The sequence below is a fragment of the Streptomyces sp. NPDC002680 genome (assembly GCF_042889145.1).
Taxonomy (GTDB): Bacteria; Actinomycetota; Actinomycetes; order Streptomycetales; family Streptomycetaceae; genus Streptomyces; species Streptomyces adonidis.
On sequence record NZ_JBIAQP010000007.1, the window covers coordinates 91226 to 114551 of the forward strand.

At 69.8% G+C, this 23326-nt stretch carries 18 protein-coding genes and 3 tRNA genes; 11 read left to right on the forward strand and 10 right to left on the reverse strand.

Annotated features, from left to right (window positions below; translation table 11 throughout):
• Positions 1-37 precede the first annotated feature (37 nt).
• Positions 38-1285, forward strand: a complete 1248-nt coding sequence (locus ACFYXF_RS19505) for a deoxyguanosinetriphosphate triphosphohydrolase (protein ID WP_389350844.1) — start codon at positions 38-40, stop codon at positions 1283-1285.
• Between the two features lie 53 nt (positions 1286-1338).
• On the opposite strand, the gene ACFYXF_RS19510 is transcribed toward ACFYXF_RS19505, so the two are convergent.
• Positions 1339-2919, reverse strand: a complete 1581-nt coding sequence (locus ACFYXF_RS19510; RefSeq protein WP_389350845.1) for a M28 family metallopeptidase — start codon at positions 2917-2919, stop codon at positions 1339-1341.
• 263 nt (positions 2920-3182) lie between these two features.
• On the opposite strand from ACFYXF_RS19510, the gene ACFYXF_RS19515 reads away from it, so the two are divergent.
• Together ACFYXF_RS19515 and dnaG are read left to right on the forward strand one after the other, a co-directional pair.
• Positions 3183-4448, forward strand: coding sequence for an NAD(P)/FAD-dependent oxidoreductase (locus ACFYXF_RS19515; RefSeq protein ID WP_389350846.1), 1266 nt, complete (start codon positions 3183-3185; stop codon positions 4446-4448).
• 47 nt (positions 4449-4495) lie between these two features.
• Positions 4496-6409, forward strand: coding sequence for a DNA primase (gene dnaG / locus ACFYXF_RS19520; protein WP_389350847.1), 1914 nt, complete (start codon positions 4496-4498; stop codon positions 6407-6409).
• 21 nt (positions 6410-6430) lie between these two features.
• Here dnaG and ACFYXF_RS19525 read toward each other — a convergent pair whose 3' ends face one another.
• The gene (locus ACFYXF_RS19525) at positions 6431-7420 is read right to left on the reverse strand and encodes a nucleotidyl transferase AbiEii/AbiGii toxin family protein (RefSeq protein WP_389350848.1); all 990 of its coding nucleotides are present in this window, start codon (positions 7418-7420) and stop codon (positions 6431-6433) included.
• Entirely contained in the window at positions 7417-8082 is a 666-nt protein-coding gene (locus tag ACFYXF_RS19530) for a hypothetical protein (RefSeq protein ID WP_389350849.1), read from the reverse strand. The genes ACFYXF_RS19525 and ACFYXF_RS19530 overlap by 4 nt, the downstream gene beginning before the upstream one ends.
• 138 nt (positions 8083-8220) lie before the next feature.
• Here ACFYXF_RS19530 and ACFYXF_RS19535 point away from each other — a divergent pair, with 138 nt between their 5' ends.
• The gene (locus ACFYXF_RS19535) at positions 8221-9594 is read left to right on the forward strand and encodes an RNA polymerase sigma factor (RefSeq protein WP_389350850.1); all 1374 of its coding nucleotides are present in this window, start codon (positions 8221-8223) and stop codon (positions 9592-9594) included.
• A 224-nt stretch (positions 9595-9818) separates the two neighbouring features.
• Here the strand turns inward: ACFYXF_RS19535 and ACFYXF_RS19540 are convergent, their stop codons facing one another.
• The 4 genes from ACFYXF_RS19540 to ACFYXF_RS19555 all read right to left on the reverse strand — a co-directional run bounded on the left by ACFYXF_RS19540 (position 9819) and on the right by ACFYXF_RS19555 (position 15580).
• Positions 9819-11753 (reverse strand): ABC transporter ATP-binding protein, encoded by a 1935-nt coding sequence (locus ACFYXF_RS19540; RefSeq protein WP_389350851.1) that lies wholly within the window; start codon positions 11751-11753, stop codon positions 9819-9821.
• Entirely contained in the window at positions 11753-13486 is a 1734-nt protein-coding gene (locus ACFYXF_RS19545; RefSeq protein WP_389350852.1) for an ABC transporter ATP-binding protein, read from the reverse strand. The genes ACFYXF_RS19540 and ACFYXF_RS19545 overlap by 1 nt, the downstream gene beginning before the upstream one ends.
• Before the next feature lie 162 nt (positions 13487-13648).
• Positions 13649-15109 carry an FGGY family carbohydrate kinase gene (locus tag ACFYXF_RS19550; RefSeq protein ID WP_389350853.1) on the reverse strand — a complete coding sequence of 487 codons (1461 nt, stop codon included), beginning with the start codon at positions 15107-15109 and terminating at the stop codon, positions 13649-13651.
• Positions 15110-15274: 165 nt separating this feature from the next.
• Positions 15275-15580: a YtxH domain-containing protein gene (locus ACFYXF_RS19555; protein WP_369034774.1), complete on the reverse strand. Its 306-nt coding sequence runs from the start codon at positions 15578-15580 to the stop codon at positions 15275-15277.
• Positions 15581-15788: 208 nt separating this feature from the next.
• Here ACFYXF_RS19555 and ACFYXF_RS19560 point away from each other — a divergent pair.
• From ACFYXF_RS19560 to ACFYXF_RS19570, 3 genes are all read left to right on the forward strand, one after another.
• A tRNA-Asn gene (locus tag ACFYXF_RS19560) sits at positions 15789-15861 on the forward strand.
• A 6-nt stretch (positions 15862-15867) separates the two neighbouring features.
• Positions 15868-15940, forward strand: a tRNA-Asn gene (locus ACFYXF_RS19565).
• Between the two features lie 167 nt (positions 15941-16107).
• A tRNA-Ile gene (locus tag ACFYXF_RS19570) sits at positions 16108-16181 on the forward strand.
• 39 nt (positions 16182-16220) lie between these two features.
• On the opposite strand, the gene ACFYXF_RS19575 is transcribed toward ACFYXF_RS19570, so the two are convergent.
• Positions 16221-16934 (reverse strand): DUF2568 domain-containing protein, encoded by a 714-nt coding sequence (locus tag ACFYXF_RS19575; protein WP_389350854.1) that lies wholly within the window; start codon positions 16932-16934, stop codon positions 16221-16223.
• 44 nt (positions 16935-16978) lie between these two features.
• Between ACFYXF_RS19575 and ACFYXF_RS19580 the strand changes: the two genes are divergently transcribed.
• Entirely contained in the window at positions 16979-17254 is a 276-nt protein-coding gene (locus ACFYXF_RS19580) for a hypothetical protein (RefSeq protein ID WP_389350855.1), read from the forward strand.
• 86 nt (positions 17255-17340) lie between these two features.
• A complete protein-coding gene (locus ACFYXF_RS19585) occupies positions 17341-19491 on the forward strand; it encodes an MMPL family transporter (protein ID WP_389350856.1) in 2151 nt (716 codons plus the stop codon).
• Positions 19492-19697: 206 nt separating this feature from the next.
• Here the strand turns inward: ACFYXF_RS19585 and ACFYXF_RS19590 are convergent, their stop codons facing one another.
• Positions 19698-21149, reverse strand: a complete 1452-nt coding sequence (locus ACFYXF_RS19590; RefSeq protein ID WP_389350857.1) for an ATP-binding protein — start codon at positions 21147-21149, stop codon at positions 19698-19700.
• Complete coding sequence (locus ACFYXF_RS19595) at positions 21146-21838, reverse strand: response regulator transcription factor (protein ID WP_389350858.1); 693 nt, start codon at positions 21836-21838, stop codon at positions 21146-21148. Before ACFYXF_RS19595 ends, ACFYXF_RS19590 begins: the two co-directional genes overlap by 4 nt.
• A gap of 276 nt (positions 21839-22114) precedes the next feature.
• On the opposite strand from ACFYXF_RS19595, the gene ACFYXF_RS19600 reads away from it, so the two are divergent.
• Together ACFYXF_RS19600 and ACFYXF_RS19605 are read left to right on the forward strand one after the other, a co-directional pair.
• A complete protein-coding gene (locus ACFYXF_RS19600; RefSeq protein ID WP_389350859.1) occupies positions 22115-22513 on the forward strand; it encodes a hypothetical protein in 399 nt (132 codons plus the stop codon).
• A gap of 300 nt (positions 22514-22813) precedes the next feature.
• Positions 22814-23257: an RlpA-like double-psi beta-barrel domain-containing protein gene (locus ACFYXF_RS19605; RefSeq protein ID WP_389350860.1), complete on the forward strand. Its 444-nt coding sequence runs from the start codon at positions 22814-22816 to the stop codon at positions 23255-23257.
• The last annotated feature ends 69 nt before the right edge of the window (positions 23258-23326 follow it).

The window sequence follows — 23326 nt, forward strand, 5'->3', positions numbered from 1 at the left end:
CACCCCGTTTGTCAGTCCCTGCCCGTACTGTCGAGACATGTCGTACGACCTGTCGTCAACAGAACGCTGGGCCCCGGAACCGGACAAGCGCCCCGGCCGAACCGCCTTCCAACGCGACCGCGCCCGAATCCTCCACTCAGCAGCCCTGCGCCGCCTCGCAGGCAAGACCCAGGTCGTCACCCCGGGCACCCGCAGCCACAGCTGGGACGCCAGCCCCCGCACCCGCCTCACCCACTCCCTGGAATGCGCCCAGGTAGGCCGAGAGCTGGGCGCGGCCCTGGGCTGCGACCCCGACCTCGTCGAAGCCGCCTGCCTCGCCCACGACCTGGGTCACCCCCCTTTCGGCCACAACGGCGAACAGGCACTGAACGAGTTCGCGGAGGACTGCGGCGGATTCGAGGGCAACGCCCAGTCCCTGAGACTCCTCACCCGCATCGAGCCCAAGCGGTTCACCCCGGAAGGCTCGGTCGGCCTCAACCTCACCCGGGCCGTCCTGGACGCCGCCACCAAGTACCCCTGGCCGCGCGGCGCCCACCCCACCGACCCCGGGTCCCCCAAGTTCGGCGTCTACGAGGACGACCGCCCCGTCTTCGACTGGCTCCGCAAGGACGCCCCCGGCACCCGCACCACCTTCGAGGCCCAGGTCATGGACTGGGCCGACGACGTGGCGTACTCGGTGCACGACGTCGAGGACGGCCTGCACGCCGGCCACCTCGACCCGGCCGCCCTGCACACGGAATCCGAACGCCAGGAGGTCTTCGCGGTCGCCCTCGGCCGGTATGTCCCGCTGGACACCGACCCGGCGGAACTGGCGGAAGCCCTGGACCGGCTCCAGAACCAGCCGTGGTGGCCGCACGGCTACGACGGCTCGGCCGTCGCCCAGGCCCGCCTCAAGGACGCCACCAGCCAGCTCATCGGCCGCTTCTGCCTCGCCGCCGAGGGCGCCACGCGCGCGGCGTACGGCAGCGGCCCGCTCACCCGGTACACCGCCGAACTCGTCGTACCGCGCGAGACCAGGCTGGAGTGCGCGGTCCTGAAGGCGGTCGCCGACCGGTACGTCATGCAGCGTGCCGAGCAGGAAGTGCTCCGCGCGGACCAGCGGATCGTCGTCGCGGAGCTGGCCGAGGCACTCACCGCCCGCGCCCCGGACGGCCTGGAACCCCAGTTCCGCGCGCTCTTCGACGAGGCCCCCGACGACCGGGCCCGCAAACGCGTGATCGTCGACCAGATCGCCTCGCTCACGGACGCCGCCGCCCGCTCGCTCCACGAACGCCTGACCGCCTGACACGGCATTCGGGAGAGCGCGCGACTCTCCCGAACGCCGTACCAACTACCGCACTACTCCGCCACGACCTCGTCGTGGCCGGGGTGCAGCCCGCCGCCGCTGCCGTCGCCGCCCGTGGTGGGCGTGGAGACGACCGGTGTGCTGAGCGAGCTGAGGTCGTGGGCGTACGTGCCCACCGCGTTGGCGATGACCCCGATGTTGATGCCGAACGCCTTCATGTTGATGTTGTCCAGGTCGTCGCACGCCGCGTGGTAGCACGCGTCGTACGCCACGCCGGCGGTCCCGCCGAACAGTGCGGCCTGGGCGTCGGTCTTGATGCCCTCGGCGCCGGTGAAGGTGCCGCCGGAGGGGATGCCGACCGCGATGAACGGCCCGTAGTCGGAACGGCCGGAGAAGTCGGTGCCCTGGTGCGGTGTGCGCCTGGAGTCGAGGAACGCGTTGATGTCGCGCTCCAGCTGGGCCGATCCCTCCGGGCCCGCACCCGCGCCCTCGGCGTCCGAGTCGTCGCCGTCGTACACGAACTGGGCGTAGTTCGGGGAGGCGATCATGTCGAAGTTCAGATAGAGCTTGATCTGCGCCCGCTGCTCCTCGGTGAGCCGCTCGACGTACGACTCGGAGCCGACCAGGCCGAGTTCCTCGGCCGACCAGAAGGCGAACTTCACCTTGTTGGGTGGCTGCTTGCCGTACCGCGTGTTCTCGGCGAGTTCCTCGGCGACCTCCAGGATGCCGGCCGAGCCGGAGCCGTTGTCGTTGATGCCGGGGCCGGCGGTGACCGAGTCGAGGTGGGCGCCCAGGAACACCGTGTTGTCAGCGTCGCCGCCACGGGTCTCCGCGATCACGTTGTTCGTCGTACGGGTCTCGATCAGCTGGCGGACCTCGAAGCTGACCGTGACCGTACCCGCCGCGACATCGGCGGCGAGGGCCTCGCCCTCGGCCTGGCTGAGGCCGGCGGTCGGGATCCGGCCGCTCGCCGCGTCGCCGAGGGTGCCGGAGAGGACGCCCGCCGTGTTGTTGTAGATGATCGCGCCGACGGCCCCCGCCTCGGAGGCGACGATCTGCTTCTGCGCGAAGGTGCAGCCACCGCGCTTGATCAGCGCGATCCTGCCGGTGAAGGCACCGGCCGCGTAGTCACCGGCCTCACAGCCGGGGGTGGCGTCCACCGTGGCGGCGGCGAGCGCGGCCGTGATCCCGCCCACCGGCGTCGACTTCGTGTACGTCATCGCCGTGATGCCGAGATCGCGCGGCGTGGGCGAGACCACGGCGGCCTTCTCGGCGAGGGTCTCGATGTAGTCGAAGTCGAAGCTGTCGTACGAGACCTTGTAACCGGCCTTCTTCAGCACCCTGTAGACGTACTGGGCGGACTTGTCGTGGCCCGGTGTGCCGGCCGCGCGGTTGCCGCCGTTGGCGTCGGAGATGGCCTGGAGGGTCTTGAGGTGTTTGTACGCGTCCTTCGCGGACGACTCCTTGACCAGGGTCTTCGCGAGCTTCCTGGCGTCGCCGGCCGGGTTGCCGTGGCCGCCGTGGGCGCCGGCCGTTCCGGCGGAGGCGATCAGCAGCGGTGTCGCGAGTGCGGTGGCGGCGATGACCGCCACGGCTCTGCGCGAGTGGGACGATGCCTTGCGTAATACGTTCACAGAGGTCCTTCCCCAGTGGATGTGCGAACGAGGTGGGAGGGACGCTAGCGAGCTACGAGGGTCACGAGAAGGGGTTTTCTGCAACTCGTGTTCGGTTTCGCCGGTTTGGCTCACATGCCCCGTGTGCGCGGGACATCCCGCCCGGCACACGTGACATGCCCGGATGTGACACTCCGTGGGTCTGATCGGCCCACTCCCTCTTCCCCCATCACGCTCCGTGCGGGAGGCTCGCATGTGGCGGCACCGTTACGAGGAGGCATCAAGTGGTCGACGCGGATCAGACATTCGTCATCATCGGAGGCGGACTGGCCGGCGCCAAAGCGGCCGAGACGCTCCGGACGGAGGGCTTCACCGGCCGCGTGATACTGATCTGCGACGAACGCGACCACCCGTACGAGCGGCCCCCGCTCTCCAAGGGCTACCTCCTCGGCAAGGAGGAGCGCGACAGCGTCTTCGTCCACGAACCGGCGTGGTACGCGCGCAACGACATCGAACTCCACCTCGGCCAGACCGTCGACGCCATCGACCGTACGGCGAAGACGGTCCGCTTCGGTGACGACGGCACCCTTGTCCACTACGACAAACTGCTCATCGCCACCGGCGCCGAGCCGCGCCGCCTGGACATCCCGGGCACCGGTCTGGCCGGTGTCCACCACCTGCGCCGCCTCGCGCACGCCGAGCGCCTCAAGGGCGTCCTGGCGGCCCTGGGCCGCGACAACGGCCACATCGTGATCGCCGGCGCCGGCTGGATCGGCCTGGAGGTCGCGGCGGCGGCACGCGAGTACGGCGCCGAGGTGACCGTCGTGGAACCGGAATCGACCCCGCTGCACTCGGTGCTCGGCCCCGAGCTGGGCAACCTCTTCGCGGAGCTGCACCGCGAGCACGGCGTCCGCTTCCACTTCGGCGCCCGCCTCACGGAGATCGTCGGCCAGGACGGCATGGTCCTCGCGGCCCGTACGGACGACGGCGAGGAGCACCCGGCCCACGACGTCCTGGCGGCCATCGGCGCCGCCCCGCGCACGGCCCTGGCGGAGGCGGCGGGACTGACCCTCGCCGAGCGCGCGCACGGTGGCGGCATCGCGGTCGACGAACATCTGCGGACCTCCGACCCGGACATCTACGCGGCCGGTGACGTGGCCGCCTTCCACCACGCCCTCTACGACACCAGGCTGCGCGTCGAACACTGGGCCAACGCCCTCAACGGCGGCCCGGCGGCGGCCCGCGCGATGCTGGGCCGCGAATCGACGTACGACCGCGTGCCGTATTTCTTCTCCGACCAGTACGACATGGGCATGGAGTACTCGGGCTGGGCGCCCCCCGGCTCCTACGACCAGGTGGTGATCCGGGGAGACGCGGGCAAGCGCGAGTTCATCGCCTTCTGGGTGAAGGAGGGCAGGGTGCTGGCCGGGATGAACGTCAACGTGTGGGACGTCACAGAGACCGTCCAGCAGCTCATCCGCTCCCGGTCCCAGGTGGACACGGAGGCCCTGGCGGACCCGCACGTACCGCTGGACAGCCTCGTCCCGTAGCGACGCCAGGGCACGGGACTGTCGGTGGACCCCCGTAGAATCACTGCGTGGCCGGAAGGATCAACGACGAGGACGTGAAGGCGGTTCGGGACGCGGTCCCGATCGACGCCGTGGTGTCCGAGTACCTCCAGCTGCGCAACGCGGGCGGCGGCAACCTCAAGGGCCTGTGCCCCTTCCACGACGAGAAGTCACCGTCCTTCCAGGTCAGCCCGAGCAAGGGACTCTTCCACTGCTTCGGCTGCCAGGAAGGCGGCGACACCATCACGTTCGTGATGAAGGTCGACCACCTCTCCTTCTCCGAGGCGGTCGAGCGCCTGGCCGGCCAGGCCGGCATCACCCTGCGGTACGAGGAGGGCGGCTACAACCCGGCGGGCCAGCGCGGCGAGCGCATCCGCCTGGTCGAGGCCCACAAGATCGCGGCCCAGTGGTACGTGGAACAGCTGGCGACGACCTCCGAGGCGGACGCGGGCCGCAAGTTCCTCGCGGAGCGCGGCTTCGACCAGTCGGCGGCGGAACACTTCTCCGTCGGCTACAGCCCCCAGGGCTGGGACCACCTCACCCGCTACCTCCGCGGCAAGGGCTTCACGGACAAGGAACTCGTCCTCTCCGGCCTGGCCCAGGAAGGCCGCCGAGGCCCCATCGACCGCTTCCGGGGCCGCCTGATGTGGCCGATCCGAGACATCGGCGGCGAGGTCGTCGGCTTCGGCGCACGAAAGCTGTACGAGTCAGACAACGGCCCCAAGTATCTGAACACCCCCGACACACCGATCTACCGCAAGTCCCAGGTCCTGTACGGCATCGACCTCGCCAAGAAGGACATCGCGAAGGCGAGCCGAGCGGTCGTCGTCGAGGGCTACACGGACGTCATGGCCTGCCACCTGGCCGGCGTCACGACGGCGATCGCGACCTGCGGCACGGCCTTCGGCACGGAACACATCAAGATCCTCCGCAGACTGCTGATGGACAACGGCTCGGCCCGGGTGATCTTCACCTTCGACGGCGACGCGGCCGGCCAGAAGGCGGCCCTGCGCGCCTTCGAGGACGACCAGAAGTTCGCCGCCGAGACGTACATCGCGATCGCGCCCGACGGCATGGACCCCTGCGACCTGCGCCTCGCGAAGGGCGACCAGGCCGTCGCCGACCTCGCCGAACCCCGCACCCCCCTCTTCGAGTTCGCCCTGCGCCAGATCGCCGCCCGCTACGACCTCGAAACCCCGGCGGGCCGCGCGGCGGCACTGGACGAGGCGGCCCCGGTCGTGGCCCGCATCAAGAACAGCGGCGCCCAGCACGAGGTCGCGGTCCAGCTCGCGGGCATGCTCGGCATCCTGGACACCCAGTTCGTGGTCAAGAGGGTGGCCCAGCTGGCCCGTTGGGCCCGCGACCGAGGCGGCAAGGGCCCGGCCCCCACCGGCCAGCAGGGCAGGCCGCAACAGTACGAGGCGACCACGCCCCGATCCGGCGGCCCTTCCGGCCCCGCCCTGAACCTCCGCAACCCGGTCTACGCCACGGAACGCGAACTCCTCAAACTGGCCCTCCAGCGCCCCGAGTTGGTCTCCCCGGCCTTCGACGCCTACGGCATCGACGAGTTCACGGCCGCCCCCTACGCGGCCGTACGCCAGGCGATCATGGAAGCGGGCGGCGCGGAGTACGGCGTCCAGGACCCCCAGGAGTATCTGGTCCGCGTCCGCGAGGTGGCCCCCGACAACACTGTCCGCTCCATGGTGACGGAACTGGCGGTCGAGGCGATCATGCGCAGAACGGTCGACGACATCTACGCCGGCGACCAGCTGGTCGCGGTCCGCCGCAGAGCCGTGGAACGCCGTATCCAGGAGGTCCAGGTGACCCACACCCGCCTGGCCACCCACGGCGACCCGGCCGAACTGGCCGCCGTACAGAACGAGTTGTGGGTACTCCAGCAGTACGACCAGGCACTGCGGGAGCAGGGGGCGACGGCGCTCTGACCGCCGCCGTCACACCTGCTGTCACTCCCGCCCGTCGAAGGTCGGCGTCACCGCCCGTAGCAACCGGTCCACGAACTCCCGCTCCCTGTCCGCGAGTTGCGGGTACTCCATGACGAAGTGATTCCACTCGACGTACCCCACCGCGTCCACCACGTCCGCCAACAGGATCCGCTCGCGGCCGTAGTGGGGCCACTCGCCCGAGAGCCGGAACACCTCGTCCAGCAGTTCGTGGGGGAGTGGATACCGCTCGGCCAGGAGCACGGCGTCGTACAGGTCCTTGCCCTGCGCGTACATGTCGTTGATCAGCCACATCAGCTTCCAGGCCAGCGACAGCGCGGGAGTCGCCGCCCACACCAGTGCGCCGCCTGCCAGCTCCACCGGCACCGGCGGCTCGGCGAGCCGCTCGTTGAAGACGAAGTCCAGCTGCACATGGCCGCCGGGCAGCCCCGGCGCGGACCAGGGCAGCACCATACGGCGGCCCGGCACCCGGTCGTAGGTCCAGATGTCCTCGACCACCGCGTCGCGCGCGGAAAACCCCACCTCGCCGTCGCCCCGGGCCTCGGCAGCCGCCGCGATCCCGACGAGCATCTGCCCCGCACGGGGATCATCGATCGAAAAGGTGGGCGGTACGACGACGAAGTCCAGGTCACCGGGCTCGCGGGCGGCCTCGCCGAACCACGCCGCCATCAGCACGCTCCCACGCAGCACCAGCGACTCGGCCCACTCGGACCCGGCGATCGCGTCGAGCACGAGGTCGAGCGCCCGGCGTCGCGCGGCCCGCCAGTCCTCGCCCCGGGCCGGGTCGGTGAAGCCCGGGTCGGAGGCTCGGAAGGCGTTGTCGTACTGCTTCAGCGCGGGTTCGAAGATCAGCCGCTGCACGACGTCCTCACCGGGCACGGTACGCAGGGTCCGGGGCAGCCCCTGGGCCTCCCGGGTCCGGTCGTCGAGGGCGTCCTTGGGCGCGTCGAGGCCGGCCACGACCCGCCTGCGCCAGGTCCACTTGTTCCTCATGCCCACACCTCCCGTATGTCCGACGCGGTCACGACGCCGCCGTTCTCCTCGATCCATCCGTCGTCGACGGACAGGTCACTGTCGTACAGCACGAACTCCCGCTCCACGTCGACCACTTCCAGCCCGCGCAGCTCCGTCAGCAGCTGTTCCAGCACCCGCCCCGCGCCGGTGGCGTCCACTCCCCGGCACCGCTGAGTCACGAACCGCTCGGTCCACCGCCCGCCCCGCGCGACCCGGCGGGCGTTCCACGAAAGATGTGCGCCGTACGGGACGACCCGCGCCGCCAGAGCGTCGAGATCCGCGTCCAAGGGCAGCCGCAGCTTCACGTGATGCTCGAAGTACCGCTCATCCAGACAGGGTTCACTCGGCACCTCGGGAGCCCACGGTGACGACTCGATCTTGACGCGCACCGGCTCGAAACCGTCCGCCCGCAGCAGCGCCGCGACTTCCCGGGCCCGCGCCGATTCGTCGGCGTACGACGGGGATCCCGTCAGGGTGAGCATCGGCTGGGCCGGCATCCGGCCACGGGCAAGGATGATGTGCGTCAACTTCAGCCCGACCGCGGTCGCCCAGCGGCCCAGCCGTTCCGTCTCGGCGGGGCTTCCACAGCGGACGGTGACATGCGTTTCGTAGACGTGAGTCGAGCAGAGTGAACCGGACACGTGCCGATCGTGCCAGGTCGGACCCCGAACAAGCACTCGGATTTGCTGCGACGGTAACCGCGTGGTCACGGACCGGACCCAAAAAGTGGTCGCACGCCCCTCGTGGCGGCGATGTGTCGTACTCCACACTGGGTTCCGGTGCCTGAGTCCTCGGAGCGCGGCCGACCCGTCCACAACGGGTCCGACACCCCCGCGGTTCCGCTCAACGCGTACGGGACGGACAGCGGCGAGGCCGCCCACTCCGCCCCCCGAGTACCGCTGCCGTACGCCTCAGCAGCGATCATCCTGGAGGTCGCCCCCGTGCAGACCCAGACCCTCACCCAGACCGACAGCAGTACCGCGGTGACGGAGCCCGACGCCGAGACCGAGATCGCGGACGTCACCGACGTCGCCGAGGTCATCGCGGCCGTGCCTCCGCAGAGCCGTGTCGCGCACCACCCCGAGAGCCCGCCCGAACCGGACGGCCCTTCGGCCGACGCGGTGGACGCGGTCGAGACTGCGGAACCGATCGACCGGATCGAGCCGGTCGAACAGGTTGAGGTGGTCGAGCCGATCGAGGTCATCGAGCCGGTCCGCGCCCCCGCCCGTGCCGACAACAGCGGGCCCTCCTCCGACCTGTTCCGCCAGTATCTGCGGGAGATCGGCCGTATCCCGCTGCTCACCGCCGCCGAGGAGGTCGAACTCGCCCGCCGGGTCGAGGCCGGTCTGTTCGCCGAGGAGAAACTGCGTCTCGCGTCCGACCTGGACAGCCAGTTGGCCCTCGACCTGGACAAGCTGGTCGTCATGGGCCGGATGGCCAAGCGCCGGCTGATCGAGGCCAACCTGCGCCTGGTGGTGTCGGTGGCGAAACGGTACGTGGGTCGTGGGCTGACGATGCTCGACCTCGTCCAGGAGGGAAACCTGGGGCTGATCCGCGCGGTCGAGAAGTTCGACTACGCGCGCGGCTACAAGTTCTCGACGTACGCGACCTGGTGGATCCGCCAGGCCATGTCCCGCGCCCTCGCGGACCAGGCCCGTACGATCCGTGTCCCCGTACATGTGGTCGAACTGATCAACCGGGTTGTCCGGGTGCAGCGCCGGATGCTCCAGGAACGCGGCTACGAGCCGACTCCCGAGGAGGTGGCCGCCCACTTGGACCTGCTCCCCGAGCGGGTGAGCGAGGTGCTGCGTCTCGCTCAGGAACCGGTGTCGCTGCACGCGCCGGTGGGGGAGGAGGACGACGTCGCGCTGGGTGACCTCATCGAGGACGGGGACGCGGCTTCGCCGGTCGAGTCGGCGGCGTTCCTGCTGTTGCGGGAGCACCTGGAGGCGGTGCTGTCGACGCTGGGGGAGCGGGAACGCAAGGTCGTCCAACTCCGTTATGGCCTGGCGGACGGGCGTCCGCGCACGCTGGAGGAGATCGGCCGGATCTTCGGCGTCACTCGGGAGCGCATCCGCCAGATCGAGTCCAAAACCCTGAACAAACTAAGGGACCACGCCTTCGCGGACCAGCTACGGGGCTACTTGGACTGAGGTCAACTTTTCTCGCCCCCGCCGCCCTTACCCGTTCCCATCCCTGGGGGCTGCGCCCCCAGACCCCCCTTTGTCCTCAAACGCCGGACGGGCTGACTACCCAGCCTGTCCGGCGTTTGAGGACAAGGCCCCTTCAGGGCCGACAGCGGGGGTTCGGGGGCGGCAGCCCCCGAGGATGGGAACGGGTAGGGGCGGCGGGGGCGAAGAAACACCCCCCGGACCCGCTAATCCACCTCAGCCACCGCCTCCGCGAACTGCGCCTTGTACAGCCGCGCATAAGCCCCGTCCGCCCCCAACAACTCCCCGTGAGCCCCCTGCTCCACGATCGCCCCGTTCTCCATCACCAGAATCGTGTCCGCATCCCGAATCGTCGACAGCCGATGCGCGATCACGAACGACGTCCGCCCATGGGCGAGTTTCGCCATCGCCTTCTGGATCAGCACCTCCGTCCGCGTGTCCACCGAACTAGTCGCCTCGTCCAGCACAAGGATCACCGGATCGGACAGGAACGCCCGCGCGATGGTGATCAGCTGCTTCTCACCCGCGCTGACCCCCGTCCCCTCGTCGTCGATCACCGTGTCGTACCCGTCCGGCAACGTCCGGATGAACCGATCCGCGTGCGCCGCCCGCGCCGCCTCCTCGATCTCCCCGCGCGTCACCTCACGCTCCCGCGCGGCCCCGTACGCGATGTTCTCCGCGATGGTCCCGCCGAACAGCCAGGTGTCCTGGAGCACCATCCCTATCCCGGCCCGGAGTTCGTCCCGGGACATGGTCGCCACATCCACCCCGTCCAGCGTGATCCGGCCGCCGGAGACCTCGTAGAACCGCATCAGCAGATTGACAAGAGTCGTCTTGCCGGCCCCCGTCGGCCCCACGATCGCCACCGTCTGCCCCGGCGCCACCGCCAGCGACAGATCCTCGATCAACGGCTTCTCCGGGTCGTACCGGAACGACACATGCTCCAGCGACACCAGCCCCCGCAGCTCCTCCGGCCGTACCCCCGGCACCGGATCGGCCTGCTGCTCCTCCGCGTCCAGCACATCGAAGACCCGCTCGGCCGAGGCCACCCCGGACTGCACCAGGTTCGCCATCGACGCGACCTGCGTCAGCGGCATCGAGAACTGGCGCGAGTACTGGATGAACGCCTGCACGTCGCCGATCGACAGCGCGCCCGAAGCGACCCGCAACCCACCCACCACGGCCACCAGCACGTAATTGAGGTTCGACACGAAGAACATCAGCGGCTGCATCACCCCGCTGTTGAACTGCGCCTTGAACCCCGCCTCGTACAGCGCGTCGTTCTGCTCCGCGAACTGCTGCGCCGACTCGTCCTGGCGTCCGAACACCTTCACCAGGTTGTGCCCGGTGTACATCTCCTCGATGTGGGCGTTCAGCTTGCCGGTGGTCCGCCACTGCTGCACGAAGTGCGGCTGCGACCGCTTGCCGACGCGCGTGGCGATGAAGAACGACAGCGGAACGGTCACCAGCGCGACCAGCGCCAGCAGCCAGGACACCCAGAACATCATCGCCAGCACGCCGATGATCGTCAGCAGCGAGTTGATGAGCTGCCCCATCGACTGCTGGAGCGTCTGCCCGATGTTGTCGATGTCGTTCGTCGCCCGCGACAGCACCTCGCCGCGCTGGCGCTTGTCGAAGTACGACAGCGGCAGCCGCGACAGCTTCTCCTGGAGGTCCGCGCGCATCCGGGACACCGTCCGGTTGACCGCCCGGTTCACCAGCCGGGTGGCCACCAGCATCAGCATCCCGGACAGCAGGAACACCACCAGGGCCAGCCCCAGCACCTCGCCCACCGCGCCGAAGTCGATGCCCTTGCCCGGCGTGAAATCCGTACCGGAGAGCATGTCGGCCATGCCGCCGTCTCCACGCTCCCGCATCCCGGCGAGAACCTCGGCCTTCGAACTCCCACTCTCGAACTGCCGTCCGATGATGCCGGCGAAGACCAGGTCGGTCGCCCGCCCCAGGATCTTCGGGCCCACCACCGACAGGCCCACGCTCACGACCACCGTGAGCAGCATCACGTACATCGTGGCCCGTTCGGGCCTGAACTGGGAGAGGAGCCGTTTGCCGGACTCCTTGAAATCCATCGAGTGATGGTCGGGTCCGGTCCCCGCCATCATGCGCCCCATGGGCCCGGCCATCAGGCGGCCTCCGCTTCCGTGAGCTGGGACAGGACGATCTCGCGGTAGGTCTCGTTGCCCGCCATCAGCTCGTGATGGCGGCCGGTGCCGACGACCCGGCCCTCGTCGAGGACGATGATCCGGTCCGCCTCCCTGATCGTGGACACCCGCTGCGCGACGATCACGACGGTCGCCTCGGCGGTCTCGCGCGCGAGCGCCGTCCGCAGGGCCGCGTCCGTGGCGTAGTCGAGCGCGGAGAAGGAGTCGTCGAAGAGGTAGATCTCGGGCCGCTGGACCAGGGTCCGGGCGATCGCGAGCCGCTGCCGCTGACCGCCCGACACATTCGTACCGCCCTGAGCGATCGGCGCGTCGAGCCCGCCCTCCAGCCGCTCGACGAACCCCTTGCCCTGCGCCACCTCCAGCGCGCGCCACAGCTCCTCGTCCGTGGCGTCCGGATTTCCGTACCGCAGATTGGTCGCCACGGTCCCCGCGAACAGATACGGCTTCTGCGGCACCAGCCCCACCGTCCTCGCCAGCAGCCTCGGTTCCACGGTCGCCACGTCCACGCCGTCGACGAGCACCTCCCCGTCGGTCGCGTCGAACAACCGCGGGACCAGCCCCAGCAGCGTCGACTTCCCGCTCCCCGTGGACCCGATCACCGCGGTCACCTCACCGGGCCGCGCCACCAGGTCGACGGCCCGCAGCACCGGCTCCTCGGCGCCCGGATAGCGGAACCCGGCGCCCCGGATCTCCAGATGCCCGTGCCGCCGCAGCTCGACCACCGGGTCCACCGGCGGTACGACACTCGACGACGTACCAAGGACCTCCTGGATGCGCTCGGCGCACACCTCCGCGCGCGGGACCATCATGAACATGAAGGTGGCCATCATCACGGACATGACGATCTGCATCAGATAGGCGAGGAACGCGGTGAGCGCGCCGATCTCCATCCCGCCGCTGTCGATGCGATGAGCGCCGAACCACACCACCGCGATCGACGAGACGTTGACGACGGTCATGACGATCGGGAACATCAGCGCGAGCAGCCGCCCGGTCCCCAGCGACACCTCGGTCAGCTCGTGGTTGGCCTTCCGGAACCGGTCCTTCTCGTACTCGTCCCGCACGAAGGCCCGGATCACCCGGTTGCCGGTGATCTGCTCGCGCAGCACCCGGTTGACGGTGTCGAGCCGCACCTGCATCGACCGGAACATCGGCCGCAGCCGCCGCACGATCAGCGTCACACAGATGCCCAGCACCGGTACGACGGCGATCAGTACGCCCGACAGCTTCACATCCAGGCCCAGCGCGAGCACGATGCCGCCCACGCACATGATCGGCGCGGACGCCATCAGCGTGAACGTCATCAGCACGAGCATCTGGACCTGCTGGACGTCATTGGTCGTACGGGTGATCAGCGAAGGCGCGCCGAACTGTCCGACCTCGCGCGCCGAGAACGACTGCACCCGGTCGAAGACGGCCGCGCGTACGTCCCGGCCGAGCGCCGAGGCCGTACGGGCGCCGTAGTACACGGCACCGATGTTGCAGACGACCTGCACCAGCGAGATGCCGATCATCAGGGAGCCGAGGGCCAGGATGCGACCCGTGTCCCCCTTCACCACACCGTCGTCGATGATGTCCGCGTTGAGCGTGGGCAGATAGAGGGTGGCGCAGGTCTGCAGGAGCTGGAGCAGCACGAGCAGACCGATGGGTTTCCTGTACGGCTGTAGGTAAGCGCGGAGAAGTCGTATGAGCACGCTGAATCTCTCGGAGTCGGCGGTTTGTCCGGAACGGACGTCTGTTCATGACTGACGTTCGCCCGCGCCGGACGATGGGGAGTGCCCCACGCCCCCATCGTCGAACACTCCACCCGTGTTACTTCAACCGATTAATCCAACGGCAGGACCTTTTTTGGTGGCTCAGCTACGAAACGCCCCGGGATGGGTCTGCTCCCGCACGGACACGTACTGCTGCCGCACCGCCTGCCCCACCGCCAGCTCCTCACCGGGCTCCAGCACCTGCGCGGTGGCCCCCTGCCAGGCGGGCGGGGTACGCGGATCGAGCGTGCCCTGCGTCACCCCGAGCGCCCAGGCGGCCTGCCGCGCGGCGCCGATGGCCGCGTAGTCGGCGGGCTGCGGTACGACGACCTGCGCCCCGAACAGCATCGGCGCCGCGGCCTGTACGGCGGGCAGCTCGGCGGCGGACCCGAGCAGGAAGACACGCTGTACGTCCACCCCCCGCCCCCGCAGCACGTCCAAGGCGTCCGCGAGCCCGCACAGCATGCCCTCGAAGGCGGCCCGCGCCAGATGCTCGGCCTTCATGGACTCCCGCCGCAGCCCGGCGAGCGTCCCGGCGGTGTGCGGCAGACTCGGCGTCCGCTCACCCTCCAGATAGGGCAGCATGACCAGCCCATGAGCGCCGGGCGTCGACTTCATCGCAAGATCGGACAGGCTCTCCAGATCCCCGAGCCCCAGCAACTCGGCGGTCCCGCGCAAGGTCCGTACGGCATTCAGCGTCGTGACGACGGGCAGATGCAGCCCGGTCGCGTCGGCCAGCGAGGTGATCATCCCGGTCGAGTCGAAGAGCGCCTCGGGATGTACGGCCATCACGGACCCGGAGGCCCCGAGCGACACCACGACATCCCCGAGCCCGAGCCCGAGCCCGAAGGCGGCGGCCATGGTCTCCCCGGTCCCGGCGGAGATCAGCAGCCCCTCGGGCGTCGTACCGGCGGCGTCGGAAGGGCCGAGCACCTCGGGCAGCATGGCCTGCCGCCCGAGCGCGAGTTCGACGAGATCACCGCGATAGTTGCCCATGGCGGCGGACCAGTACCCGGTCCCGGAGGCCCCACCCCGGTCGGTCGTCCTCCGTACGGGCCGCCCGAGCAGCTGCCACACCAGCCAATCATGTGCCTGCATAAGGACGGCGGTCCGCTGGGCGGCCTCCGGCTCGTTCCGCGCCAGCCAGCGCAGCTTGGTCACCGGCTGCGCGGCCTGCGGCACACACCCCACGGCCTGCGCCCATGCCTCGCGCCCACCGAGCGCGTCGATCAGATCGGCGGCGGCGACCTGCGCCCGCTTGTCCCCACCGACCATCGCCGGCCGTACGGTGTTGCCCTGCGCGTCGACCGGCACGAGCGCGTTCTGCTGCGCGGACACACCGATGGCCTGCACGCCTTCGAGGAGCCCGCCCCCGGCGGCCTCACCGAGGGAGAGCAGCCAGGCCTGCGGATCGACATCGGACGGCCGCCCGCCGCTCCCACCCTCGGCGCCTTCCATCGGATGCGGCGCATAGCCCTGCCGCAGCACGGACCCCGTGTCCGCGTCGCAGACGACGATACGAGTGAAATCGGGCGAACTGTCCAACCCGGCGACTATCCCCATGGCGAAAATTCTGCCGTACGCGGAGAGGTGAACGCGCCGGGTCGCCGTTCCGTTAGGGACAAGCTGTGCGTTGTCGGTGTCCAGGGGCCGTGCGGACGCGCCAGATGTGGCGATGCCGACACCCCGGACACCCCCGGCACCCCTGACACTCCCGCCCCGGGGCGCTCAGGTGTTGCTGGTGCCCCAGTCGTCCTCGCCACCTCCCGTGGCGTTGCGCTCGCGCAGGGAGCGCACCCGGTCGGCCACGGAGTCGGGCACCCGGTCGCCGACCTTCTCGCTCACGGTGTGGAAGGCCTTGCCGGCGAACTCCCGCCCTTGCAGCGCGGCCGACTCGGCGGTGTTGCGGACGGCCGGGTTCTGCGCGAACTGACGGGCTGACTTCTTCAACTGCTCGTAGCGCTCGCGCCCGGCCCGTGTGCCCAGCACGTAACCCAGGGCCAGTCCGGCGACGAACGTGAGCCGGTAGCGCATGACGGCCACCTTTCCTTGACGAGTGTCGAGTGAGGCGAGTGGGACAAGGAGCTGACGAGTGAGACGAGTGGCTGACGACGGGCGAGGGGTGTGCGCCGCGGGGAACCGATTGGCGGAGCACCCCCCTGCTTGCGCTAATGTATGTGTCGCAGCGAGCACACGCCCCCTGGCGAATACCCAGGGAGGTACGTTCGATGCAACGAGGCAATCCTCCGTAGCTCAATTGGCAGAGCAGCCGGCTGTTAACCGGCAGGTTACTGGTTCGAGTCCAGTCGGGGGAGCTTCGGTCTTCCGTAGCTCAATTGGCAGAGCAGCCGGCTGTTAACCGGCAGGTTACTGGTTCGAGTCCAGTCGGGAGAGCACGTGAACGAGGACCCCGTTGGGGTCCTTTTTCATGTCCGGGGGAACCGCGCGAGCCGCGTCAGGGTCCTCATGGTCATGCGAAGTCGACCATCCGAAGCAGGAGATCGTATGAGCGGCTATGCTGCGGCAGACGGCGCGCACAAATGTGCGCGACGCGCCGTAATGGGGCGGTAGCTCAGCCGGTTAGAGCAGCGGACTCATAATCCGTCGGCCGTGGGTTCGAGTCCCACCCGCCCCACCTCGGTGTCCCCAGCAGGCTTCAGACCTGCGGAAACGTTCATTTTTCTGGGTGTCGGGGCGTCAACTTTGCCTGGACGGACTGAATCCGCTGCTCGTGGGTTTGGTGTTGTGGCTGTCGGTCGCCGGTGTGAGCGGCTGGACGTCGAATTCGGGACGCCGGCAGGACACAGGGAAACAGAAGTATCCGTTCCGATGTCGTGCCGTCGATGTGCCGCGAGGTACTACGAGGCGATGGTCCGCTACGGGGAAGGCGTTCTCGTGACGGACCTCCGGGGCCGGCATCATCAGGGCCGCTGCTCGGGTTCGGCGGGTTCGGCGGGCGCCGAGGGTGAGGTCGGTGGGGTGGCCCTGGTCGCGCAGCGGGGTCGTGATGCCGGTGTGGGTGGCGTGGCGGGTTTCGTCGTGTGGGTGTGGCTCTGTGGGAGGGATGGCTCCGCCGGCGCACATCCGGCCAACGGCGCGAACGTATCGGAGGCGGATCAGTGGCTGAGCAGCCACCGATTCGGTCGTAGGCGAGGACCTGCCAGCCGGCCATGATCACAAGGAGCCGGCGGGCCGCGCGGCGCAGGCCGGCGAAGTTGAGCGCGGCCACCGCGCCGAAGAACACAGTGAGTTCGAGGAGCAGGCGCACCGGTCCGGGGGTGTGGATATCGCTCTCGCCAGAACGGGACGGGTCATCCGGCACGGCGAAGGAACCCCCCCCGCCCAGCCCACAGCCACGGGCAGTGCGACGACCAGCAGCTGGCGCCACGGAGACGGGACCTTGCGCCAGGACCCTCGACGACGCCCACCGGCATGGACGTCCGGTACGACCTGGGCGACGACCACCGGCTCGTCGGCACCCTGTGCCCGGACCTGAAGTTGACGCTGGAGCGGCCCGACCCGGACGTCGTCACCGCGGTGACCCGGTCGGCGGACCTGCTGCGTGAGGGGCGTGGGCTCCTGCTCGACCTCGACGCGTTGATCGTCCGGCCCGACGGCTCTGTCGCCCGGGACTTGCCCACCGGGCAGGACCTCGATGCCACCACGCTGGTGCGTGCGCTGGGCACATGGTTCGGCCAACCGGCCTGAGCACCGCATTAACAGTCGTCCAAGGTTCGCTCGGTACGAAGTAGGCATCCAGACAAGCGATGCAACTCGTATGTAGGAGGCTAGTGATGGCAGTCGACGCAGCGCCGTCCGGGGAAGCGCCGGCCGGTCGGTTGGCAGGCCGGTGGGTGCCATGGTTGGTGATTGGCTTATGGCTGGTGCTGGCGGCGGGCATGGTGCCGCTGAGCGGAAAGTTGAGCTCGGTCACCACCGACAGCGCCGTGGACACCCTGCCGGCCAGTGCCGAGTCCACCAAGGTGGCGGTGCTGGACGACAGTCTCCCCGGCGGTGACAACAACACGTTCGTCTTCGTGTACCACCGCGCCGGCGGCATGACCGACGCCGACCGCGCGACGGTCGAGCGCCACTACGACACCCTTGCGGAGCGGTACCCGCCGAAGGCGACGGCGGCGGCCGGCGAGGACGACGAGGGCTCACCGACGAGCCCCTCCACCGACCGCAAGGCGATGATGTTCACCCTCGAGGTGAGCACGGCCTACGGCGCACCGGAGGACATCGTCGGCCCGTTGCGTGACGCCGCGAAGGACCGCCCCTCCGGCCTGGAACTCGACGTGACCGGCCCGGGCGCGATCGACGGCGACATGGATGCCGTCTTCGACGGCATCGACGTGCAGGTCCTCCTCACGACCATCGCCGTCGTCACGCTCCTGCTCATCCTCACCTACCGCAGCCCGGTGTTGTGGATCATCCCGCTGGTGGCCGTCGGCGCGGCCGCACTGACCTCGATGGCGACCGTCTACCTGCTCGTCAAGGGCTTCGGCATCGTGGTCAACGACCAGAACTCGGCGCTGCTGACGATCCTGGTGTTCGGCGTCGGCACGGACTACGCGCTGTTGCTCATCGCTCGATACCGGGAGGCACTGCACCACCATGAGAACGTCCGGGTCGCGATGGTCCACGCGCTGCGCGGCGCGGCGCCGGCCATCGTCGCGTCCGCGGCCACCGTGGTCGCCGGCCTGCTCTGCCTGCTCGTCGCGGACCTGAACAGCACCAGCGGGTTGGGCCCGATCGGTGCGGCCGGCATCCTGTGCGCGCTGGTGGCCATGCTGACGCTGTTCCCGGCGGTGCTCGTGGTGCTCGGCAGGCGGATCTTCTGGCCGGCCGTCCCGCGGTTCAGCACGGCCGTGGAGGAGAAGCCGGGGCTGTGGGGACGGCTCGGCACCGCCATCAGCCGCCGCCGGTGGGTGGCGACGCTCGGCTCGCTCGGAGTCCTCGGCGTGCTCGCCCTCGGGCTGGCGGGCAACACCGGCGCCCTGCGGGAGCAGGACCAGTTCCTGTCCGCGCCGGAGTCGGTCACCGGCTTCACCGTTCTCCGCCAGCACTTCCCGGAGCTCGGCGGCCAGCCGATGACGGTCTTCACGCGGCCGGCGTACCAGGAGCGGGTGCTCGACGTCGTCAAGGACACTCGCGGTGTGGCCCTGGCCGTCCCGGAGCAGACCAGCGGTGGCTGGGCCAACATCTCCGTGTTCCCGAAGGACGCGCCGGACACCGTCGCGGAGTACGACACGATCAAGCGGGTGCGCACCGCCGTGCACGCGGTGAGCGGGGCGGAGGCGATCGTCGGCGGGCCGAGTGCGGAGAACCTCGACACCGAGGTGACCACCAGGCGCGACGAGAAGCTGGTGATCCCGCTGGTGCTCGCCGTCGTCCTGATCGTCCTCGGGCTGCTGCTGCGCGCGATCCTGGCCCCGCTGGTCCTGATGGCCACCGTGATCGTCTCGTTCGCCGCGGCCTTCGGCGGCAGCGTGTTCGTCTTCGACACGATCCTCGGGTTCAAGGGGATCGACTATTCGGTGCCGCTGCTGGCATTCCTGTTCCTGGTGGCGCTCGGCGTCGACTACAACATCTTCCTGACCAGCCGGGCCCGGGAGGAGACCGTGCGTCTCGGCACCGGAGAGGGCATGCTCAAAGCTCTCTCCGCCACCGGTGGAGTCATCACCTCGGCAGGCCTGGTCCTGGCGGCCACGTTCGCGGTCCTCGCCACACTTCCGCTGGTGATGCTGATCGAGGTCGGGTTCCTGGTCGCCTTCGGCGTGCTGCTCGACGCCCTGCTGGTGCGGTCGGTCCTGGTGCCCGCCCTCACCTTGCTGATCGGCCGGCGGATCTGGTGGCCGAGCCGGCTGTCCCGTCCGGCGGCGGAGCTGCCGGACGGTCAACAGCCGCTCGCCGACGAGGAGGAGCCCGTGCTGCAACGGTGAGCGCGGCGGCACGGACGAGATCCGGGACGGGGCCCCAGGCCCGTCCCGGATTTTTTCATGGGCCCGACGGTCGCCGCCCTTTTGGTCCTGCGCCACGCGCCGGGACTGGGGTCGGCGCGTCGCGGTGTCCTGCCCCGACGGTGGGCCGGGCGGGGCCCTGCACGAGGGCTGCCGTTCCTTGTCCTGCGTCGCGGCGCCGGGGCGGGTCAGCGCGTCGCGGTGTCCTCCCCGGTGGTGAGCCGCGCGATCGGGGCGGGCGGGGCCGCGGCCGGAAGGTCGACCCGAAGCAGCGCGCCACCGCGTGCGGAGCGGGCGACGGTGGCCCGGCCGCCGTGGGCGTCGACGACCCGCTGCACGATCGACAGCCCCAGACCGGATCCCGGCAACGCCCGGGCGCTGTCGGCACGGTAGAACCGGTCGAACACCCGCGGTACGTCGGCGGCGTCGATGCCCGGCCCGGCGTCGTCGACCTCGAGCACCGCCGACGCGCCCTCGGCACGGAGCCGGACCTGGACCGGCTGGTCCGCGAGGGACCACTTGCCGGCGTTGTCGATGAGGTTGAGCACCGCCCGCTCGAGCGCAGCGGGACGCCCGCTCACCCACACGGAGGTCACGTCGAGCGCGACCTCGACGTCGGGCACGCGGGAACCCGCCCGGGTCGCGGCGGCCACCACCACGTCGGCGAAGTCGAGCACCTCGGTGCTCTCGTCGCTGACGTCACCGCGCGCCAGGTCGGTCAGCTCGGCGGCAAGGGTGCTCAACTCGGCCACCTGGGCGCCGAGATCGTTGAGCAGCCGGGTCCGGCTCTCCGCCGGCAGTGCGCTGTCCAGGGTGCCGCGCCGATCGAGCCGGATCAGCAGCTCGACGTTGAGGCGCAGGCTGGTGAGCGGGGTCTTGAGCTCGTGAGCGGCGTCCTCGGCGAGCAGCCGCTGGGCCAGCCGGGAGTCCCGGAGCGCGGCGAGCATGTCGTTGATCGACCGGATCAGCCGCCGGATCTCCCCACCGCCCTCATCCGGGATGTCGGCGTCGAGATCCCGGGTGTGCGCGACACGTACCGCGGCGGCGGTCAGCCGGTCGATCGGTGCCAGCCCGGTCCGCGCCACGGTCCGCCCGACAAGGGCGCCGCCGACCACGCAGAGCAGCCCGATCAGCAGCATGCCGAACCCGAACCGGTTGATCGGGCCGTCGTCGACGACGCGGGCCACCTGGACCGCGCCGTCGCCCGCCCGCAGCGTGTAGATGACGTAGCCGTCCTCGTCGCTGTCGTTCGACTCCATCAGGTCGGCCGACGCGCCCTGCGCCACGCGCCCGGCGTCCTCGCTGACCGGGGGCAGCGCGGGTTGGCCGGCCGGCGTCCGGATCGAGCCGTCGGGCAGGATCACCCGCACCAGCCGGCCGGATCCGGGATACGGCGGTAGCTGGACCTGCGCCAGACCGGCGCGCTCCGCGTTCGTCGCCAGGACGCGGGAGTCGGCGCGCAGCTGATTCTCGGCGGTGTCCTTCAGCTCCCAGTCCAGCAGCTGGCTGGCCACCTGGAAGGCCACGAACACGCTGACCGCGATGGCCGTCGCCGCGATCACCGTCAGCCTGGCCCGCAGGGACCGCCGGCGCCACCATCGGGTCAGCCGGCGCGGTCCCCGGCCGGCGGGCCTGCTCACGGAGGAGTCTCCCGCAACGTGTATCCCAGGCCGCGCAGCGTGTAGATCAATCGCGGCTCGCCCTCGGCCTCCATCTTGCGGCGCAGGTAACTCACGTATACCTGGAGGTTGTTGGCGGTGGAGCTCATGCCGAAGCCCCAGATCGCCTCGAACAGCGCGTCGCGGGTCACGACCCGGGTCGCGTTGCTCACGAGGACCTGCAGGAGGGAGAACTCGGTCCGGGTCAGGCGCAGCGGCCGCGCGCCCCGCCACGCCTCGAACCTGTCGGGATCGAGCCGGACGTCGGCGAACGACAGGATCTGCGACTCCTCGTCGGTCGGCGTGCGCCGGCGCAGCAGGGCCCGCACCCGGGCCAGCAACTCCTCGGTGGCGAACGGCTTGGGCAGGTAGTCGTCGGCGCCCGCGTCCAGCCCCGCGACCCGGTCGGAGACCTGGTCACGGGCGGTCAGCATCAGCACCGGCAGATCCCGACCCGCGGCCCGTAATCGCCGGCAGGTCTCCAGCCCGCCGAGGCGGGGCATCATCACGTCGAGGAGCAGCAGATCCAGCGTGTCACCGCCGGCCCCACCGACCCCGTCGAGCACGGCGAAACCGTTGGCGACGGTGCTGGTGTCGTAACCCTCGACCTGGAGCACCCGCTCCAGCGACTCACGGATGGCCACGTCATCATCCGCGATCATGATCCGCACGCCGGCCCGCCCCCTTCCAGTCGATGTTTTTGCCGCTCATTGTCCCCGATCAACCTGAGGCGAGGATTAGAGCGTCGCTGGGGACCGCGCTCTTACGGATACCTGAGAAATGGAACCTACCGTCGGCTCATGGACAGGGGAGGACCAGATGCCGGCACATCGCACCCGGCAACCAGACAGTAGATCCTCCGCGCCGGTCACGGACGCTCGGCGTCCCCAGGTGGCTCCCGCGCCCAACCCTCATCCTCGGAAACGCCCCGTTGGCCGAGTCTCGCCGTGACGTTCGCGATCACGCCGGTCACCACCGTCACCGGCCGGCGATGGCACCAGATCCCGGCGCGGGACCTCGGATTGTGGACCTTCGCCCTCGCCGCCCTGGACCTGGTCCTCGCCGCCACGATGTCCACCGACGGCTGGCGCGCCGGGGTGGTCGGCCAGGCGTTCCTCGCCGCCGGTACCCTCGCCACCCTGCTGCTTGTCCCCCTCGCCATCACCTCCAAGCGGCGGTCGATGCGCCGGTTCGGCAGCGACTGGAAGCGACTGCACCCCGGCTCGTCCACGTCGTGCCGGCGCCCGTCACGCTCCACCTGCTCCTGCTGCCGGGTTGCCCCAGAGAGCGCAAGCCCTACAAGACCGATCTGTACGACGAGCAGTGGTCGCTGGTCGAGCCGGTGATCGCTGCGTGGAAGGTCGCGCATCCCTCGGTTGGCGGCCATCGGGTCCGGTACGAGATGCGGGAGATCGTCAGCGCGCTGCTCTACCAGGGCCGGATACGTGGACTTCTGGCATGGGTGCAGCTCTTTCGTAGTGGCCTGTTCGGTCAAGCGGTGAGGGCCGCAACTTCCCGACAACTGACCGCAATTTCGCGACAGAGTTCCGGCGCGGGAATTGCGTATTGTCTGCGCTGGCCACAGCAAGTGCACAGTCCCGGATCCGGACTTCGCGAACTCACCTTCTCTCCCCTGGAGTTGAAACGTGCCCAGAATCATGGAGTCCCTCAAAGCCATGAAGAGCGCCACCCGGCGCTCTCTGACGGTCGGCGCAGTCACCGCCGGTATCGCCGCCACGGCCGCGTTGGGCGCCTCCCCCGCCTCCGCCGAGACCTGGCACTACGGGAGCATCACCTGGTACAACCCGAGCGCCGGTGTCGGGGCGTGCGGTCAGTGGCACGGTGACAACGAGCTGGTGGCGGCGGTCTCCCCGCAGATGTACGGCAGCTACCCCAACCCCAACAACTCCCCTGTGTGCGGCAAGTACGTGATCGTCTATGGTCCGACGGGGAAGGCCACGTGGGCACAGATCGTCGACAGGTGCGCGCAATGCGCGGCGTACGACGTGGACCTCAGCCCCGCCGCGTTCGGCGTGATCGCCGACCTCGGCGTCGGCAGGTTCAGCACCTACTGGGCCGACTACATCTGATCCATTGAGCTATTGAGCCATTGAGTCATTCCATTTGCAGGCCCGGTCGGGTGACACCCCTCGGCCGGG